This window comes from Spirosoma sp. SC4-14 (assembly GCF_037201965.1).
In the GTDB taxonomy this organism is placed as follows: domain Bacteria; phylum Bacteroidota; class Bacteroidia; order Cytophagales; family Spirosomataceae; genus Spirosoma.
Map to the genome: position 1 here is coordinate 6,397,172 of NZ_CP147518.1, position 17,852 is coordinate 6,415,023.

Below are 17,852 nucleotides of genomic sequence, written 5' to 3' on the forward strand. Positions count from 1 at the left end.
TTAATCGACATTTAACAACCCCGCTATTCGCATCTTATTACTTTTAGTACCCAATGCACCTCATACGTCTACAAGTATGAAAACGATCTTGTTTTTTCTGTTTGTAAGCCTTCTCACAGGCTGTGTACGAATTCAGTCGAATACAAAAGCAGATGCGGTTCCTGCCTTTCGGCGCATTCTTGTTGTTACCAAAATGCGTAATGCATCTGACAGCTATGTTCAGGAGTTGGCTCAGTCATTCCCTGCAAACTATGAGGTATGCACGGTGGCCCTGAGTCCATTATCATTCGACAATCCCGATGAAACTATCCGCAAGCAGGCAGCAGCCTGCCGAAGCGATGTAATTTTAACGCTTGAACTCAGTAAAACAGGGCATATAAGCCGGTATAACCGATTCGATTACGCTTATAATGCCGAAATGACCTCAGCCTCAACCGGAGAGCCTTTCTGGAAAGCCATTATCTCGGTCGATCCGCGTTATGGCGCAAAAATTCCTCCCCGCAGCCTGGTAAAACGACTACTCACCGATCACATTATCGACGGTAAGCTTCCGACCCAATCCCTACAGGCCTTCAATGGAGAGAATATCAATCGTTGAGGTTTGAATATTCCGCACTCGGGCAAATACACCCGTTCCGTTGCTACCGCCTTTCAGGTCGGTATTGCCTTCCAGGGTTTCAACTACATCGCCCAAAACGGCCGTAACGATTCCGGTATGGTACCAATCGTCGTTCGTTGGGTTGCGTAGTATAAACACATCGCCGGGCCGAATGCGGGCCGGGTTTCTGCGCACCATCTCGCTTTTTGCCAACCGACCGGTTTCAATAGCAGCCATTGCCATGGTATCGCAGCTCAGGGTTTGGGGCATGATTGCCGTAAAACTCCGACCGTAGGCCGACGCAGCCTGATCCAGAATGGTCTGAACAAAGCCAACGCACCATTTAAATGGCGATCCGTCGTAGCCATCGCAATAGCCCCGCACCCAGGGGCCAAGATTTTGCCCGTCGTCGGTCTGAATTTCGGCCGATCGTTGGCTCAGGTGCGCCTTCGCAATTTTAACGACCGCTTTACGGATATCTTTGTCGCTCGGCTTCGTCTGAAAAGCGGTTGCCAGCGGAGCACTCAATAGCGAAAAAACATCAGCCGTAACGACCCCGGTTTTCGAGAGTTTCAATACAGCCTGAAAATTCTGCACCGCTCGTTCGGTAGCTGGGCCAAACTGCCCATCCATGGCCGTTGTCAGAGCCGCTTTCGGAAACCGTAAGGCATTTAGGCAAAGCCATTCCTGAATACGTCGCACATCGGCCCCAAGGTTTCCTTTCGTGAGCGGGTTTGAAAAAAGTAGTTCTTTTTGGTAAGAGGTTTTAATCATGGCCAACTAAAGCCCGAACAGTGTCCGGGCCAGGGTTTAGTCTTTCAGTTTCTCATTATTCAGGTGTCGGGTAGCATCCCGGATCGTTTTCTTCTCCAGATTTTTCGTAAAAGCCTCCGTCAAATCGACGCCCGTCTGATTGGCCAGACAGATGAGCACCCAGAGGACATCGGCCATTTCGTCGCCCAGGTCTTTGTTTTTATCCGACTCTTTTTCGGACTGCTCGCCATACCGACGGGCAATAATTCGGGCCACTTCGCCAACCTCTTCGGTCAGTATAGCCATATTGGTCAGTTCATTGAAATACCGAACGCCCACGGTCTTGATCCAGCCGTCGACGGTAGTCTGTGCTTCTTTTATTGTCATACTAATCAGTTGGTTTCTCGTTTCAGTCCCTTTCAAACAGCAAGATGCTATTTGATACAATATAGTCCACGAATATAGCGGCCTCATGGGCAAATGAGCCAACTTTAGTGTGTCAGCGGATGTTATACAGCAAAGCATCCGTCTATGCCGCTCGTTGCCCCCATTTCGATACAGAAAATTACTGGTGATAGCCTGACCGAATCACCCGATTTGCTGGCCGTTGAAGAACCGCTTGAAATCCGGCTCGGATTTGGGCCGATTGATGACCGCCAACAGCGTAGCATTGCCGTAACTATGCGCACGCCCGGCCACGATGAAGAACTGGCAATGGGCTTTCTCTTCACTGAAGGCATTATTCATAAGCCTGCCGATATTATTTCCTGCCGTCATTGCATACAGGATTCAACAAAAGAAGGCAACGTAATTCGGGTCGAACTAAGCCCTGAGGTCGACGTTGACTGGTTGCGGCTGAACCGGAATACATTTACCTCGTCGAGTTGTGGGTTATGTGGCAAAACCACGATCGATGCAGTGATGGCGCTTACGCCAGGTTCGGTTTCTTCGGCTTTTTCAATCGATCCATCCGTTATCCACTCCATTCCCGAACAGGTCCGGGCCGTTCAGCAAGCGTTTGCTCATACAGGAGGGATTCATGCTGCTGGCCTATTCGACACCAATGGTTCACTACTACTCGTCCGGGAAGATATCGGTCGTCATAATGCACTCGACAAACTCATTGGAGCCGCGTTCTGGAAAGGGTGGTTACCACTAGCGCAATACGGTATTTTTCTGAGTGGTCGCATTGGCGTCGAGCTCGTTCAGAAAAGCTGGATGGCGGGCGTTCCACTACTGGCTGCCGTGGGTGCCCCATCGAGTCTGGCTGTTCAGATGGCGCAGGAAGCCACCATTACCCTGGCCGGCTTTGTGCGGGACGGCCGGTTCAACCTCTATACGCAACCCGACCGGGTCAAGCTTTCGATGGTGGCAGAACGTTAGCGACTTGCCTGAAACACTAATCTTACGAAACGGTCAGATAGTGTTTCAGGCAAAACACACAGGTACTGCCTGATGGTATTCTTTTTTCGGTTTGTCGACCTTTCGTGTCGTTTCATGCCTAAAACCCTTTCGTTCTTCTATGTCAGTACTGAATTTCGGGTCAGTAAACAACTGCCTCGATAACGAACAAATACTACTGACATCTCGTGAAGAAAGCTAAAAAGATCCTGAAACGCATCGGTCTGGGATTAGGCACAGGCCTCCTGCTGATTGGTGGTTTCTGCGCATACGTTGCCCTTACGCCACCCCGCTCTTACGATCCACCCGTTACGCCCGACATCCATGTCGACATCACCGAAGCTCGCATCCAACGTGGCGAAGCCATTGCCCATCTGCAATGCCTAACCTGCCATGCCGACAACCATAACCGTTTGACCGGAAAGCGGCTGGACGATATACCTGCCATGTTCGGCAAGGTCTATTCGCGCAACATCACGCAGGATAAAGAAAAGGGCATTGGCAACTGGACCGACGGGCAGCTCATCTACTTTCTGCGTACGGGTCTGCGTCCCGATGGCACAACTGTCTTTATGCCGCAATATGGCTTGATGGCCGATGAGGACATAAAATCGGTGATTGCCTGGCTGCGGTCGGATCGTTTTCCGGTTCAGCCGTCTCAAACGGAAGCTCCTCCATCGGAGTATAGTTTCGTAGCCAAAATGCTATCCTGGACCATTATGAAACCCGGTACTTATCCCGAACAACCCATCCCATTGCCCGATAGCACCAATACCGTAGCGATGGGTCGTTATCTTTCAACGGCAGTTGCCGACTGTTACGGCTGCCACTCAGCCGATTATCTGGATCTGGACGGTAAGAATCCCGAACGAACAAAAGGCTATTTTGGCGGAGGCAGTAAGTTTGCCGACGAGTCGGGCAAACCGATTTTATCGGCCAATATTACGTTCGATGAAACCACCGGGATTGGCAAAAAATACACGAAAGAGCAATTTATCCGCACGATCAAAACCGGTGTCCGGCCCGATGGCAGCGTACTACACTACCCGATGATGCCCCGGCCATCGATGACCGATGCTGAAGTGGCGGCCATTTACGAATACCTAAAAACGGTACCCCGGCTTAACAACAACATCGCCCAGAAGCAGACCGATAGTGAACTGGCCGAAAAGTGATATTGCCGTAAGGCCACACGACGCCCCAGGTTTTGTGCTTTCGGATGTCGTGTGGCTATGCTTCGCCCGGAACAATCAGTGTCAACGCACCGGGTTGAATATCGGCTTTTAGTTTCATTACCTGCCCTTCATATTCACCGTCGATCTGAAAAAAGGCTCGGCGATGGGTTTCGATGGTAACTGACGTAGCGGGCAAAATTTCGATCTTTTTAGGGTCAAATGGTTTATAGAGCCAGAACAATTTCAGAATTTCCCAGAACGACAGACGCCGAAAGATTACGACTTCAAACTGTCCGTCAAATGGGTCGCCATCGGGGTTGATCACGGCGCCAGTGCCATACATCCGTGCATTGGCCAGCACAATCATAAAGGCAGCTCTTGGTATGCAGTCTTCTCCCCTGTTTATGTCAACCCGCAGCAATCGCCGTTTCTGCAATACGTTAATTACGCCCCGCAGATAGCCGAGTTTACCACGCAGATTATTTTGCTGATAATGCCGGACTAACTGGGCATTCAGGCCAATATCTGCCAGATGCAGGCAGATTTTATCGTTTACCGAAATAAGATCAGTTGACTTGAGTACCCCATTCGTCAGCACGTTCAGACTACCTTCTACGTCGGGCGGAATGCCTAACTCGCGGGCCATGCCATTGGCCGATCCAGCGGGCAGCACGCCCAGCGGCAAACCGGTTCCTAACAACTGCTCTGCCACAAATTTTATGGTACCATCGCCCCCAACCGCCACAACCCGGTCGGGTTTTAGTTCGTTCAGCTTTCGGGGGAATGTTATTTTATCGGTTTTGCCGTCGAGGTAGAATAACTCGGCCCTGTGTGGTGAATTAGCGAAATGGTTCTGTATTCCGGTTTCCCAGTCGGTTTTGGCCTTTCCGCCCGAAACCGGATTTATCGCAAATAAAAAGATCAACTTCTGAACGAATTATAGGTTATAGATAGCGAATAAGGCCGAACGTTATAATAATTGAGCAACCATCCATGAACAGTGAACAACACTTAAGCCTGAAAGGGAAGCTGACGAACTATGTATTAAAACAACTTCGACTTACCAATCAGCCGCTTGTGAAGGTATACCGTGGCTTTGGCAACGATCAGCGAATAACAGTCCACGGCCATGCTTTCCGCCGGAGTGCACTCCCCCGTAAGAACTACCGGAACAAGCCTTTGGTTAACCTTTTGGCCGTTATTCGGTTGTTTTTAGCCATTCCTTACCCAAAGGTCACAATCAGGGTTCTCTTTAACGAACTGGTTATGGAGACCCAGACCGATGCCGATGGGTATTTTCGGGTCGACCTGCCATTGCCAAAGCCACTGTCACCCGGCTGGCACCCTGTTAAAGCGGAGCTGATTTCGCAAACCCTCATGCCCGAAAAAATACTGGCAGAAGGCGAAGGACTCGTACTGATTCCGAATACCACGCCATTCATCTGCGTTTCCGACATCGATGATACCTTCTTAGTTTCTCATTCGGCCACAATAACCAAACGATTGCGGGTTCTGTTGACCCAAAATGCTCATAGCCGCGATCCGTTTGAAGGCGTAGTTGCCCATTATCGGCTACTGGCCGAAGCTGTTAGTGGGCCAGGAGCAACCAATCCATTTTTCTACGTATCGAGTAGTGAGTGGAATCTGTATGATTACATTCTGGAATTTTCCCGAAAAAATGGTCTACCCGATGGCATTTATCTTCTGAGCCAGCTCAAGCAATTGTCGCAGGTCCTACAAACCGGCAAAACCAAACACCTAACCAAATTTGAACGGATTGTACGGATCATGGAAACCTACTCCGATCAGCAATTTATTCTACTGGGCGACGATTCGCAGCAGGACCCACCCATCTATGAGTCGATTGTGAGGCATTTTCGGCAGCAGGTTCGTTGTGTGTATATCCGGCGCATTCGTCCTAAAAAGCAGCACCAAACCCAGTCCCTGGTCGAAGCCATTGAAGCAATGGGCGTGTCGTGCTGTTATTTTGCCAATAGTGCGGAAGCCCATCAGCACTCACTCCGAATTGGGCTCGTGGCATCCTGAACTGGCGAAAACTAGCAGGTCGGCAACGCATGCTCATGGCCTGGCGTCGCTATTTTACCGAGTTTTAGCTGTAGTGCTCTGGTTTTTTCGCCACCTGGCAACTACACATTCGATGACGTATTATGACCACCACAACCCATAGCAGGCCAGCATACCGAAAAGAACGTTTCATAAGCAGGATCTTTATCCGAAAAATAGCAAAGCCCACTGATTTCAACGTCCTGTTCAGGCATTCGTAAAAAACTGGGGTTAACTTAATGACAATACGGTCGCTCTAGACTCATTAGGTAGCGCAGTTGTCGGTTTCTTCTCCTGTTTTTTCCGCTTCGTCGTGATTCATTTCTGGCAGCTAGTAAGCTGAAATAGTTTTGATCCATCAATAATCAACTCTATTTTATACTACTTCGATGAAGCCATTTTTATGGGTCGTTATGCTGGTTCTTCCACTGAACATAGCGTATAGTCAGCCACTCACCCAAACCATCAAAGGAAAAATTCAGGATGCTCAGTCGGGTAGCGGTTTGCCCGGAGCTACCGTTCTATTGCTGAATGGAACACCTACAAAAGGAGCCGTATCGAATTCAGATGGCGAGTTCGCACTTACACAGATTCCGGTTGGCCGTCAGACATTAAAGATTACGTATATCGGCTATCGTGAACAGATTGTTCCGAATGTACTGGTCACTTCAGGCAAAGAAGTTGTCCTGACAGTCAGCCTTCAGGAAGAGGTGATTCAGGGGCAGGAAGTCGTCGTAAAAGCCAAACGCGACAACGGCCTGCTCAATAACGAATTCGCTACTCTCAGTGCCCGAACATTCAATGTGGAGCAAACGCGCCGATTTGCCGGTGGTCGTAACGATCCGGCCCGCATGGCCGCCAATTTTGCGGGTGTAGTCAGTAACAACGATGCCCGTAACGACATTGTGATTCGGGGAAATTCGCCACTGGGCTTACTCTGGCGACTCGAAGGTCTCGATATCCCAAACCCCAGCCATTATGGTGGACTAAGTGCCACGGGAGGCCCCGTAACGATTCTGAACAACAACACACTGGCCAAATCGGACTTTCTGACGGGTGCTTTCCCGGCCATGTATGGCAATGCAACCAGTGGCGTTTTCGACCTTCAGCTACGGTCGGGTAATTCGTCGAAACGCGAATATACGGGGCAGATTGGCTTTAATGGCTTCGAACTGGGGGCCGAAGGACCACTGGCTAAAGGGAAAAAAGCTACGTTTCTGATCAACTATCGGTATTCGGTACTGGCGGCTGTTAAAAAACTCGGTCTAAACTTCGGTACGGGCTCGGCCATTCCTTATTATCAGGACATGACCTTTAAACTCGATGTGCCGACCGGCCGCCCCGGCAACCGGTTTACCTTTTTCGGCATTGGCGGCAAAAGCAGTATCGACCTGCTTGCCGATCCGAAAGACACCACCAATTTTTATAACAACGGCACTACCAACGACTATAACGAAACCAGTATGGGCGTGCTCGGAACCGGCTACACGCATTACCTCAACGACCGAACCTATCTGAAGTTTTCGCTAGCCGCGTCGGGAAGTACGTATGCCGTAAAAGACGATACACTAAATACCGAATCGCAGCCGTTTGCCCACTACCGCGATCACTCCAGCCAGGGTCGGCTGACGGGGCTGGTGCAGTTCAATCAGAAACTAAGCGCACGGCATACGCTGGCAGCGGGTGTTTACCTGCACCGATTGGCCTATACCTATGCCGACAGTGTGTTTTATCAGCTACGCGTCTGGAAACCACTTCATGCCGAAACCGGGAGCACGGGTTTAATGCAGACGTATGTTCAGTGGCAGTTTCGCCCTTCTAATCGGTTAACCCTAAATACCGGCTTGCATGGAAGTTTCTTTATGCTTAACCACGCGTGTGCCATTGAGCCTCGTCTGGGTGTGCGTTACGATGTAGCCCCTCGCCAGACCGTGGCCTTCAGTGTGGGTATGCACAGTCAGTTGCAACCGCTTCAGCTATATTTTCAGAAGACGCGCCTGTCGGATACGCAGTTCATCGAAACCAACCGAAATCTATCGTTCACACGTAGTCTGCAAACGGTGGCTGGCTACGAAACAATCCTTGGCGAAGCCATTCGATTCAAAGCCGAAACCTATTACCAATATCTTTATAAGGTGCCGGTCCAACAACAACCATCCACTCAGTCGGCACTTAATTTTGGGGCGGGGTCTAGCTCTTCAGAACTCGACAGCCTGGTCAATTCGGGAGTAGGCCGCAACTACGGTCTGGAGCTAACCCTCGAACGCCAATTCTCCGGCGGCTATTATTTCCTGAGCACGGTGTCGGTCTATGATTCAAAATATCGGGGCAGCGACAACCTATGGCGCAATACCGCTTTCAACGGACATTATGTAGCCAATCTGCTGGCAGGGCGGGAGTTTCGGCTAAGCGAGAAAAACGCCCTTTCGGTCGATACCCGCATCAGTCTGGCCGGTGGCCGTTATTACACCCCAATCAATCTGGCAGCATCTATTCAGAAAGGCGAAGCGGTTTACGACGACACCCAGGCGTTTTCGCAGCGAATGAGCGATTACTTCCGAACTGACATCAAGCTGACCTACCGGCACAATGGCCACCGGATCACGCAGGAATGGTTTGTCGATTTCCAGAATGTAACGAACGCCCGCAACATTTACACGCAGGTGTATGACGCCCGGTCGCAACGGGTTCGGACGCAGTATCAGTTAGGCTTCTACCCCAATTTCAACTGGCGTATTGAGTTTTAGGCAGCTAGTAGGTAGCCGCTTCATGCAGGGAGCGGCTTATTTGTTATTCAGCCCCTCATACCATCACACTCCATTGGAGTGGTTCAGAAGCAGATTTTTCGGTTTCTTCGGCTTAATTGGCCATTTCATCCACAGCTAATTTATTTGCGATCGATAAACGATTAGCTTGCGACCACGTTTTTCGCAAACGTTTTTTTACAAAACCACCGACTAATTTAGCCGAACTGGTCATTTATAGTACTGTCAATGTTTGAAGGGAACCCACTGTCGAATGATCATTTCCGGGCCCAGTTTACGGCCTTAAAAGAACAGATAAGCCCTCATTTTCTGTTCAATAGCTTAAGTGTGCTTTCATCGCTGGTTCGAAAAGACCCCGATCTGTCGGAGCGGTTCATCGATCACCTGGCCCGTGTCTATCGTTATTTGCTCGAACACCGCGACGACGAACACATCACCCTGGCGACTGAACTGGATTTTGCCCGCTCATTTGCCTTTTTGCAGGAGGTCCGATTTGTCCGTAAGTTTCGGGTACAATTTCCCGATCTGTCGGCCATTGCTGCGTATACACTGTTGCCGTTTACCTTACAGTTATTAATCGAAAACGCCATTCGACATAACCGTATGTCGGCCAGCGAACCGCTGGTTATTACAATAGCCGTAGAAAACGACCAGTATCTGCGCGTTTCGAACAACCGACAGCTCCGAACCCAGCCCGACACGCTAACCAGTGGACAAACCAGTAGAAGTCTGGCCAGCATTCGTCAGCGCTATGCTATGCTCACGGGGTTGCCCGTATTGGTCGATGACGCCGACGACAATTTTTTTACGGTACGGATTCCGTTACTTAAAGCCACCCGCTGATCGAAGAACCCATTTGCTCAACCGATTTTTTGCATGAACGAACATACTTCCTCTACTATCCATAAACCGGTAGAATCAGCCTTAGAGAGCCAGCTTGGTATTTTTCGGGCGCTGATCGAGCATAGTTCGGATGTGATTATCATATCGGACGAAAACGGAATTGAGCGGTATATCAGCCCGTCGATTACCAACGTATTAGGCTACCAACCCGAAGAACTTCTCTCGCAAAGTCAATACTTGCTGCATCACCCCGACGACCGCGACCGGGTGCGCGACATTTTTTTCGGGTTTGTAAAAAGCCAGAGCAAGACACCGATTTCGTTTACATGGCGGTTTCTGCATAAAGATGGAAGCTGGCGCTGGATTGAAGCAACGGCGTCCAATCAACTGGATAATCCACTGATTCAGGGCATCATTCTCAACTTCCGGGACATATCGGAACGAAAAGCGCTCGAAGCCCGCATCGAACGTGATAGCATTCGATTCCGGGCTATTATGGATGCTATTCAGGATCAGATCCAGATTTTCGATGCCAATGGCAAGCTTTTGTTCGCCAACAAAATTCCCGACTATCTGGGTAATTCTCCTGAGCAAATCAACGAACGCGATGGGCTACTGTGGTTTGTTCATGAAGATGACCGTGAACGGGTCATTCTGGAATTTACGCAGCTCCTTACGGGCGAGGCAACCGAAGTACTGACCCAATACCGGGTTAGCAATCCACTCGGTGCTCCGCGTTATGTGGAAACCTTTGCATCGAATCAGCTAGCTAACGAAGCCATTGGCGGCATTCTGGCCAATGTGCGGGACATTACCGAACGCAAAGAATTTGAAGAAGCCCTTCGGCTGGCTAAAGAAAAAGCCGAAGCTGATGCGCTCGAAATTGAACGCAGCAATCTGGAAATCCGGCTCAGGAACCGCGATTTAAAGAAACTGAACGACGAAAAGAACGAACTGCTACAGATTGTATCACACGATCTAAAAAACCCGCTCTATAACCTCCAGCACGAGGTAAAGGGCATTCTGACATCACCAGCCGAAGCTATCTTACACGCACAGCGTGCCCTGGCATGTGCCGATAAAATGTTGACGCTCATTAACAACTTCCTGAGTATTCACACAATCGAATCGGGACGAATGATGCTACAGATAGAACCCGTCGACCTACAAGCACATCTTAAGCAGGTATTGGCGAGTTATCAGGAACCGTTGAAAGCCAAACAGCTTTCGCTCCAGTTGAACCTTCCTCAAACACCGGCCGTTGTGCTGGCCGATGCAGCCGCACTTACGCATGTGCTCGACAACCTGATTTCCAATGCCCTGAAATACTCGCCACGCGGAGGACAGGTTTACTTACAAATCACAACCACGCCTGGCGCCATAACGCTTCGCGTGCAGGATTCGGGCGCAGGCGTACCGCTGGACGAAGTAGAACGGCTTTTTCAGAAATTCACGAAATTATCGACCAAACCAACCGAAGGCGAAAGCTCCAATGGACTCGGACTAGCCATTGCCCGCAAGCTGATTAAACTTCAACAAGGCGACATCTGGTATGAACACCATCCGGGCAAAGGAGCCACATTTGTTATCGAACTACCAACGCCTAATCACTCAATTGTATGAACGTACTGATCATTGAAGACGAAGATTTTACGGCCGACCGGCTCGAAGAACTGGTTCACCAATACGATGCCAGTATTACGATACTTGCCAAACTGCCGTCAGTACGCGATACGGTGCAATGGCTCCGTGAGAATTTATCGACGAACCGACCGCAACCCGATCTGATTTTTATGGACATCCACCTCGAAGATGATCTGTGTTTCCGCATCTTCGAGCAGGTTCACCTGCCCGTTCCGGTTATTTTTACTACGGCTTTCGATGAGTACATGATCAAAGCCTTTCGGGTCAACAGCATCGATTACCTGTTAAAACCCGTCAATTATGAGAGTCTTGTAGCTGCCATGCAAAAATACCAGTCGTTGAAACGGCAATTTTCGCAGACCGATCTGGATACGCTGAAAGAAGCGATGGGCATTCGCAGGGCGGACTATAAAACCCGGTTTCTGATCAACGTAGGAACCCGGCTACGCACCATCGAAACGATCGACATTGCGTACTTCTACAGCGAAGAAAAAATTACGTTTCTGGTCACCAAAGACAACCAGCGGCTTCCTATCGACTACAGTCTCGACAAACTGGCCCCCATGCTGAACCCTGTCGATTTTTTCCGGGCGAATCGACAGTTTCTGCTGTCGCTGCCCGCCATCAAAAACATCCATACTTACTCCAACAGTAAACTTAAACTGGAACTAACACCCGATCCCAAAACAGAGGTGTTCATCAGCAAAGAGAAAGTTTCTTCGTTTAAGGACTGGTTGGATACCTGATTCCCGAAGCGGTATTCACGGTTCAGCATCGTATTCGGTCAGTTCCTCGGTCAACTGGCCGCTTGAGCAATAAATCCGGGCAAACACCTGGCTAATGGGGAGTTTGCAACTGACCGGACGGACGGTCCCAAAACGCACCATTCAGCCATCACGGCTGATGCCGACTTAAACTCCAATAATCATGAAAAGAATTTACTAGACCGCATGGCTGTCGAAGAAATCATGGTTCATGCACAACAGTTGAACCCTACAAGCAAAGCCCAGCGGGGCTTAATGAACAACATCCAAATGCATTATCACTCCAGGCTGGCCAACCGTCAGATTCTGGATGACGATATGGAACATGAATTACCTGTAGAAAAATCTGGCACAGTAACAAAGACCCGTACCCATCGCTCATATTAAAATAACCTTACCTTTCCAGGCCTTCAAGTCTACCTTTTAATAGGTTTATAAAATTTCCCTGCGTTACTTCTTGATTATTAGTTAGTCTTAAGTTTATCGTTTCCCGACCAGCCCTGTTATTCAATGGTTTTCAAGCCGTTTCTGAGCAATGCTCCCGGCGTCTGAAAAACAGAAGTAACAGAGAGAAAGCCTTTAAACTGAAGGCATCAATTAGGTGGGCCGATACTGATTTTTTAGCGTATCCATTCACTATGTATTCTAGTTTGTATTCTTCGGAATCCACTATGGAAGTCGAGAAACCACTTTATTATATTAGTATCGACGAATTGGAAATTGTCTTAAAAACATTGCCCGCCAATCCAGAGAATCGACTACAGTTTATATCGCTGCCCATTGCGCTCCTGAGCGAAAATGGACAGCTACAGAAATATGTGCTTGAATTTGACTGGAACAGTTCCTGCAACGACTGGGAGATGCGCCAGGGGCAACCCATAGTCATTACCGTTAGCAACCGCCTGGTAGGTATCTGATATGGTTAACTTGACAATTTATTTCGTTGCTATATAGAAGAAGTCGAGGCTGCCTGCCGGATCATTACTGACCAGATAGTCAGTATAATTTATTTCGGAAGCAATTCCATCAGCCTTCAACAGCCGATTCCGGTTCAGCCGATTCATCAGATCATAAGGCACTTGCAGCAACCGGCGGGGCAGTTTATACTGAAGATTGAAAATATCGAAGCGTGTCAGCTTTTTCACCGACTCTTTGTTTTGCTCATAATAGGTCATCACCTTGCCATTACCGTGAATTCCTTTCGCATCAATCGTTGAGAAATAACGACCGATCAGGTTTTTCAGCCCATCAGCATAGTATTCACGCACATGCCACGGGTTTCGGGTCAGCGAAAACGTTTTATTGACCGTTGTCAACAACAGCTTACCGCCAGGCTTCAAGACCCGATGAGCCTCCCGAATAAACAGATCGTCGTTTTCGATATGTTCAATTACCTGAAACGTTACAATAAAATCGAACGTATTGTCGGCAATAGGTTTACCGTTTGGCCCGGTAAGGGGCGGAATATTGGCAGCAATAAACGTTGATTTCGGATATTCGGCGCTGAGTGCAGCAATCAGTTCGGCATTTTTATCGATGCCTGTATAGTGATCGGCCGCCTGCGTGAGCAATTCCAGACCCCGCCCCCAGCCGCAACCAATTTCGAGCACGTTACCGCTTACGCTATTAGCCGCTTCGACATATGGGAACAATAGACGCTGATGAACGGGATTATCTGAAGCGATTTCGGCGGATGTTATTTCAGTAGTTTTGTACATATAGTTCCTATGACGCTGGCTATTGGATTACAGATTTTGGACTGCCGGCCAATGCTCTAGGGCCCGGAATCCAATACCTAACGTTTATTCCCAACGTCCTTATTTGCAATTCAATCTACAAAATTAGTCTTTTGTAATAAGTAAAAGAAAAATGAGCGATCCATTACGCAACTAAGGCTATTTTTTCGTTATAAGTAAACGATTCGGAAGGACAACTTTTGAGTAGCAAAACCTTACGGCACAAAAACGCCCTACGGCTCAGAAATTCAGTATAATTTATGCGCATTCTATCTGCCTTATTATTCATTCTGTTACTGTCGGCCTGTTCATCGAGTAAGAAAACCCGACAAGCTCGCATAAATGCCGACTACGACGCCCGCGCGGCCAGATCGTCTCAGCGTAGTTCCTCATCGACGGACACACGACAGTCTTCACCTGCAACAGCCATACCAACCACAGCCGCTCCTGTCAAAATAAATGAAGGCCCGGCCAATAGCCCCAGTTCAACCCCAACGGGCGGCCCCAAACAGGTGGGAGAATGGATTGTAACCTCGATCAAAGGTAAATTTCTGGCTATCGATACGAGCGCCGTCCGCATCTATATGGACCTTACGGCCAGAACCCCAACTGGCCAGGCGGTTCTTAATCCGAGCGACTTTATTGAGCATTTTCAAATTGCCTATGTTATGTATCCCGATTATAACAATCGCGAACGACTGGGCTACGGAACCGTTCCACTCACGACCGAAACAGTCGGGCGCGATGGCAATTATCTGACGCTAAGGTTTGATATAAAACGACCGAAAGATGCAGCCAGCGCCATTCTGCTCACCGAAATAACCGAAACTAACACCGGCACCAAAGCCCGTAACGACCTTCCGCTGCGATTCAGACCCACTAAACTCAGCGATCGGTTTACCCTCTTTGATAAAGATGGAAACCAGCCCCAACTCCGCAATTATGTGAATGTTGGCGATACGGTAATGATTCGGGACGTAAACGGCACCAGTAAACCACTTTTTGGCTTCCGGTATCGCCATGACTTCGATGCGGCTTCGTCGCCAATGAATACATCGTCTAAACCAACAGCCCGGACTCTGTCTGTCGACTCCACCTTAACCATCAATACTAACCAGCCATTTGTGATTCCGCACGAAGGATTGTATTACTTCATGGAAGACACCACGGCCGAATCGGGAATTGGTCTGTTTGTGGCCGATAAGCGATTTCCGAAAATGACTCGCCCCGAAAAGTTGATTAAACCAGTGCTTTATATGAGTACCAGCAGCGAAATTGCTGAACTGAATCAGGCACAGGACACAAAAAAAGCATTTGACCGCTATTGGTTAAGCCTGATGTCGGGTAATGAAGAGGTAGCCCGCAAAACGCTGAAAGCGTATTTCGATCGTGTTGAAGAAGCCAATCGTCTGTTTACGACCTATAAAGAAGGCTGGAAAACCGACAAAGGTATGATTTACATCGTGCTGGGCCCACCCGATCGTGTACAACGGAACCGAGAACGCGAAGTATGGGTTTATAATCGCCGGGCTAATGTATCGGAAGTGAATTTTACCTTTACCAAGAAACAGAATCAATTCGTCGATGATCATTATGAGCTGGTGCGTTACATCGAGTATCAACCAATCTGGTATCCCATCGTCGAAGCCTGGAGAACCGGCGCCATTCGCGAATAATTGTCATTGTCGTCATTGTAGCATATTCGTCATTGGTCATTTAGCCTTCGGCGTCATTGGCATGTTTTCAAATGACCAATAACCACTAAATGACTATTTTATATCACATTAATGCCTCAACAATTTCACCGCCAGTCCCGTCCTCGTCCGCAGTTTCGCCCCCAGCCCGACGAGATGGTGTTCGGCATTCAGTCTGTTATTGAAACGCTTCGGTCCGACCAGCAGATTGACAAATTATACATGGAGAAGGGGTTAAGTCATCCCGAAATCCAGAATCTGGCTTTTCAAAACCGCGTAACCATTCAGCGGGTTCCGGTCGAAAAACTTGACCGCCTGACGCGTAAAAACCACCAGGGTGTGGTTTGTCTGGTAGCGCAGGTCCAATACGTTAAGCTCTCCAATGTAGTTGCCGATGTATATGAGCGAGGAGAAACGCCATTCTTTCTGATTCTCGATCGCATCACCGATGTTCGAAACTTTGGCGCTATTGCCCGCACCGCCGAATGTACGGGTGTTCAGTGCATTGTTATTCCGGGCCGTGGTGCGGCTGCCATTAACTCCGACGCCATGAAAACATCGTCGGGAGCCCTGAACCACATTTCTGTCTGTCGCGAACCTGATCTTACTGAAACCATAAAATACTTGCAGGAATCGGGTATTTCGGTGGTTGCCTGTACTGAAAAATCGAGTCGGGATCTCTACGAGCGTAACACCGATCTGACGGGGCCAATTGCGGTAATCATGGGGTCGGAAGAAGACGGTATTTCGCCCGAGTTGCTCCGCATGGCCGATAATCACGTAAAAATTCCGCTATTAGGTGTTGTCGGCTCGCTCAACGTATCGGTAGCAACTGGTGTAGTATTGTATGAAGCCGTTCGGCAGCGAAGTCTGGTTGCGAACGCCAATCAACCGGACTAACTTGGGCAAATCTAAAAACGGACCTCAGTGACGGACCATCAAATTCGTCATTGAGGTCCGTTTTGCCGAAACGGAGATAATTCACGAACCGCGTCGGTGCAATCGTTTACCTAAAGTAGTACATACAGCCGTCTCAAAAAAGACTCTATGCATTATAGACATGCTTATTGCTGTAATGTCGGCAATGCTAAATTTAGTTAATTAACTGAAATATAAAGACTTACCCACCATAAGCGGTTAAGTTTTAAGATGCCTTTATAGTAATTTCTTAACTAGGCTATTTTTTAAATTGTGGGTAAAGCACCACCGTCTACTGAATAATTAGTACCGGTAATATACTTTGCCTCCGATGATACCAAAAAGGCTACAAGGTTAGCAATTTCTTCAGGCTCTGCCATCCTCCCTACCGGAACTCCTACTTTGTGCATGACAGCTTGAAAAGCTTCATCAACGGTACTATTTGACGACTTCGCTATAGTTTCAATGAAATCCAGCATTAACGGTGTTTTGACTACACCCGGTGAAACTACATTTACACGTATGCCTTTTGGGCCTAATTCATTCGCTAATGCTTTGCTATAAGCATTTAAGGCTGCTTTTGCTGAAGAATAAGACATGGTCATCTCCCAAATCGGCTGTTTTGAGGCACCCGTAGAAATATTGATGATTACACCTCTTTTTTGTTTAATCATGGCAGGCACTAGTGATTTATTAATGCGGGTTACCGACAAAAAATTTAATTGCCAGTCATTATACCAATGTTCGTCCGAAAGGGTTTCGAAACCACCACCCGGACTCAAGTTAGCGCCTGCGTTATTAACGATACTATCTATTCTTCCATATTTTCCCAGAATTTCCTTAGCAATAGCTTCTGCGTTTTTAGGTTGAGTGAGGTCAGCTGCGATGAAGTGATGTCCGTTTGGATTTTCTTCAGGTGCAGTTCGTGCAGTGACCACTACTTGAGCACCTCTACTACTTAATTTATCGGCAATGGCCTTGCCAATGCCTTTTGTTCCTCCTGTTACTAAAGCAACCTGACCTTTTAATGTTGTATCCATTGTGTTGATCAAAAATGAGTTGCAAAGTAAAATTCAATACTTTACTTTTGAAAGTAGTAACACTTTTGTACAGTAATAACAGAAAGTAAAGTCTTAAACAAAGTCAACTAGTTATGGCTGATAAAAACTATAAAAAAAATGATGAACGATGTGCACTTCAGGAAATTTTGGGTGTAATCGGGGGAAAATGGTCTATGTCGATTATCTATGCTTTGTTCACTGGCAAGAAGCGCTTCAGCGAATTAGAGCGACTTGTGCCCAACATTAATACCCGAATGTTGGTCAAGGAATTGAAGAATATGGAAACAAATGGGATTGTCACTAGAAAGGTTTTTGCCACCGTTCCGCCTACTGTAGAATATACTTTGACTACGAAAGGTGAAAAATTAGAGCCAATCATTAATGAATTATATAAGTGGGGACTTGAATACGTTGGCTGACAATTTTATAACTGTCC

19 protein-coding genes are annotated in these 17,852 nt (G+C 48.1%); 13 read left to right on the top strand and 6 right to left on the bottom strand.

Translation table 11 applies throughout. The annotated features are described in order from the left end of the window. The first annotated feature begins 76 nt into the window (after window positions 1–76). Window positions 77–598 (top strand): hypothetical protein, encoded by a 522-nt coding sequence (locus tag WBJ53_RS26425; RefSeq protein ID WP_338871830.1) that lies wholly within the window; start codon window positions 77–79, stop codon window positions 596–598. Here the strand turns inward: WBJ53_RS26425 and WBJ53_RS26430 are convergent. Further along, on the bottom strand, window positions 563–1,372 hold the full coding sequence (locus WBJ53_RS26430) for a peptidoglycan-binding protein (RefSeq protein ID WP_338871832.1): 810 nt from the start codon (window positions 1,370–1,372) through the stop codon (window positions 563–565). The two genes, WBJ53_RS26425 and WBJ53_RS26430, sit on opposite strands and share 36 nt — an antisense overlap. Window positions 1,373–1,408: 36 nt before the next feature. Further along, complete coding sequence (locus WBJ53_RS26435; RefSeq protein ID WP_338871834.1) at window positions 1,409–1,738, bottom strand: nucleotide pyrophosphohydrolase; 330 nt, start codon at window positions 1,736–1,738, stop codon at window positions 1,409–1,411. A 144-nt stretch (window positions 1,739–1,882) separates the two neighbouring features. On the opposite strand from WBJ53_RS26435, the gene fdhD reads away from it, so the two are divergent. Further along, complete coding sequence (gene fdhD / locus WBJ53_RS26440) at window positions 1,883–2,734, top strand: formate dehydrogenase accessory sulfurtransferase FdhD (protein WP_338871836.1); 852 nt, start codon at window positions 1,883–1,885, stop codon at window positions 2,732–2,734. Between the two features lie 206 nt (window positions 2,735–2,940). After that, window positions 2,941–3,927 carry a c-type cytochrome gene (locus WBJ53_RS26445; RefSeq protein WP_338871838.1) on the top strand — a complete coding sequence of 329 codons (987 nt, stop codon included), beginning with the start codon at window positions 2,941–2,943 and terminating at the stop codon, window positions 3,925–3,927. A 55-nt stretch (window positions 3,928–3,982) separates the two neighbouring features. On the opposite strand, the gene WBJ53_RS26450 is transcribed toward WBJ53_RS26445, so the two are convergent. Then, window positions 3,983–4,852: a diacylglycerol kinase family protein gene (locus tag WBJ53_RS26450; protein WP_338871840.1), complete on the bottom strand. Its 870-nt coding sequence runs from the start codon at window positions 4,850–4,852 to the stop codon at window positions 3,983–3,985. A 68-nt stretch (window positions 4,853–4,920) separates the two neighbouring features. Between WBJ53_RS26450 and WBJ53_RS26455 the strand changes: the two genes are divergently transcribed. After that, window positions 4,921–5,973, top strand: coding sequence for a phosphatase domain-containing protein (locus WBJ53_RS26455; RefSeq protein ID WP_338871842.1), 1,053 nt, complete (start codon window positions 4,921–4,923; stop codon window positions 5,971–5,973). A 101-nt stretch (window positions 5,974–6,074) separates the two neighbouring features. Here WBJ53_RS26455 and WBJ53_RS26460 read toward each other — a convergent pair whose 3' ends face one another. After that, entirely contained in the window at window positions 6,075–6,206 is a 132-nt protein-coding gene (locus tag WBJ53_RS26460; protein ID WP_338871844.1) for a hypothetical protein, read from the bottom strand. Between the two features lie 174 nt (window positions 6,207–6,380). Here WBJ53_RS26460 and WBJ53_RS26465 point away from each other — a divergent pair, with 174 nt between their 5' ends. From WBJ53_RS26465 to WBJ53_RS26490, 6 genes are all read left to right on the top strand, one after another. Next, window positions 6,381–8,738 carry a TonB-dependent receptor gene (locus WBJ53_RS26465; RefSeq protein WP_338871846.1) on the top strand — a complete coding sequence of 786 codons (2,358 nt, stop codon included), beginning with the start codon at window positions 6,381–6,383 and terminating at the stop codon, window positions 8,736–8,738. Window positions 8,739–8,984: 246 nt separating this feature from the next. After that, window positions 8,985–9,599: a histidine kinase gene (locus WBJ53_RS26470; protein WP_338871848.1), complete on the top strand. Its 615-nt coding sequence runs from the start codon at window positions 8,985–8,987 to the stop codon at window positions 9,597–9,599. Window positions 9,600–9,632: 33 nt separating this feature from the next. Further along, window positions 9,633–11,222, top strand: a complete 1,590-nt coding sequence (locus WBJ53_RS26475; protein WP_338871850.1) for a PAS domain-containing sensor histidine kinase — start codon at window positions 9,633–9,635, stop codon at window positions 11,220–11,222. Beyond that, window positions 11,219–11,989 carry a LytTR family DNA-binding domain-containing protein gene (locus tag WBJ53_RS26480; RefSeq protein WP_338871852.1) on the top strand — a complete coding sequence of 257 codons (771 nt, stop codon included), beginning with the start codon at window positions 11,219–11,221 and terminating at the stop codon, window positions 11,987–11,989. Before WBJ53_RS26475 ends, WBJ53_RS26480 begins: the two co-directional genes overlap by 4 nt. Window positions 11,990–12,193: 204 nt before the next feature. Then, window positions 12,194–12,394: a hypothetical protein gene (locus WBJ53_RS26485; RefSeq protein ID WP_338871854.1), complete on the top strand. Its 201-nt coding sequence runs from the start codon at window positions 12,194–12,196 to the stop codon at window positions 12,392–12,394. Between the two features lie 284 nt (window positions 12,395–12,678). Further along, window positions 12,679–12,924 carry a hypothetical protein gene (locus WBJ53_RS26490; protein WP_338871855.1) on the top strand — a complete coding sequence of 82 codons (246 nt, stop codon included), beginning with the start codon at window positions 12,679–12,681 and terminating at the stop codon, window positions 12,922–12,924. 18 nt (window positions 12,925–12,942) lie between these two features. Here WBJ53_RS26490 and WBJ53_RS26495 read toward each other — a convergent pair whose 3' ends face one another. Then, the gene (locus WBJ53_RS26495; protein ID WP_338871857.1) at window positions 12,943–13,725 is read right to left on the bottom strand and encodes a class I SAM-dependent methyltransferase; all 783 of its coding nucleotides are present in this window, start codon (window positions 13,723–13,725) and stop codon (window positions 12,943–12,945) included. Window positions 13,726–14,003: 278 nt separating this feature from the next. On the opposite strand from WBJ53_RS26495, the gene WBJ53_RS26500 reads away from it, so the two are divergent. Next, window positions 14,004–15,419, top strand: a complete 1,416-nt coding sequence (locus WBJ53_RS26500) for a GWxTD domain-containing protein (protein ID WP_338871859.1) — start codon at window positions 14,004–14,006, stop codon at window positions 15,417–15,419. Between the two features lie 111 nt (window positions 15,420–15,530). After that, window positions 15,531–16,337, top strand: coding sequence for a 23S rRNA (guanosine(2251)-2'-O)-methyltransferase RlmB (gene rlmB, locus WBJ53_RS26505; protein WP_338871861.1), 807 nt, complete (start codon window positions 15,531–15,533; stop codon window positions 16,335–16,337). A gap of 284 nt (window positions 16,338–16,621) precedes the next feature. Here rlmB and WBJ53_RS26510 read toward each other — a convergent pair whose 3' ends face one another. Then, window positions 16,622–17,395 carry an SDR family oxidoreductase gene (locus WBJ53_RS26510; protein ID WP_338871863.1) on the bottom strand — a complete coding sequence of 258 codons (774 nt, stop codon included), beginning with the start codon at window positions 17,393–17,395 and terminating at the stop codon, window positions 16,622–16,624. Window positions 17,396–17,508: 113 nt separating this feature from the next. On the opposite strand from WBJ53_RS26510, the gene WBJ53_RS26515 reads away from it, so the two are divergent. Next, window positions 17,509–17,835 (top strand): helix-turn-helix domain-containing protein, encoded by a 327-nt coding sequence (locus WBJ53_RS26515; protein ID WP_338871865.1) that lies wholly within the window; start codon window positions 17,509–17,511, stop codon window positions 17,833–17,835. The last annotated feature ends 17 nt before the right edge of the window (window positions 17,836–17,852 follow it).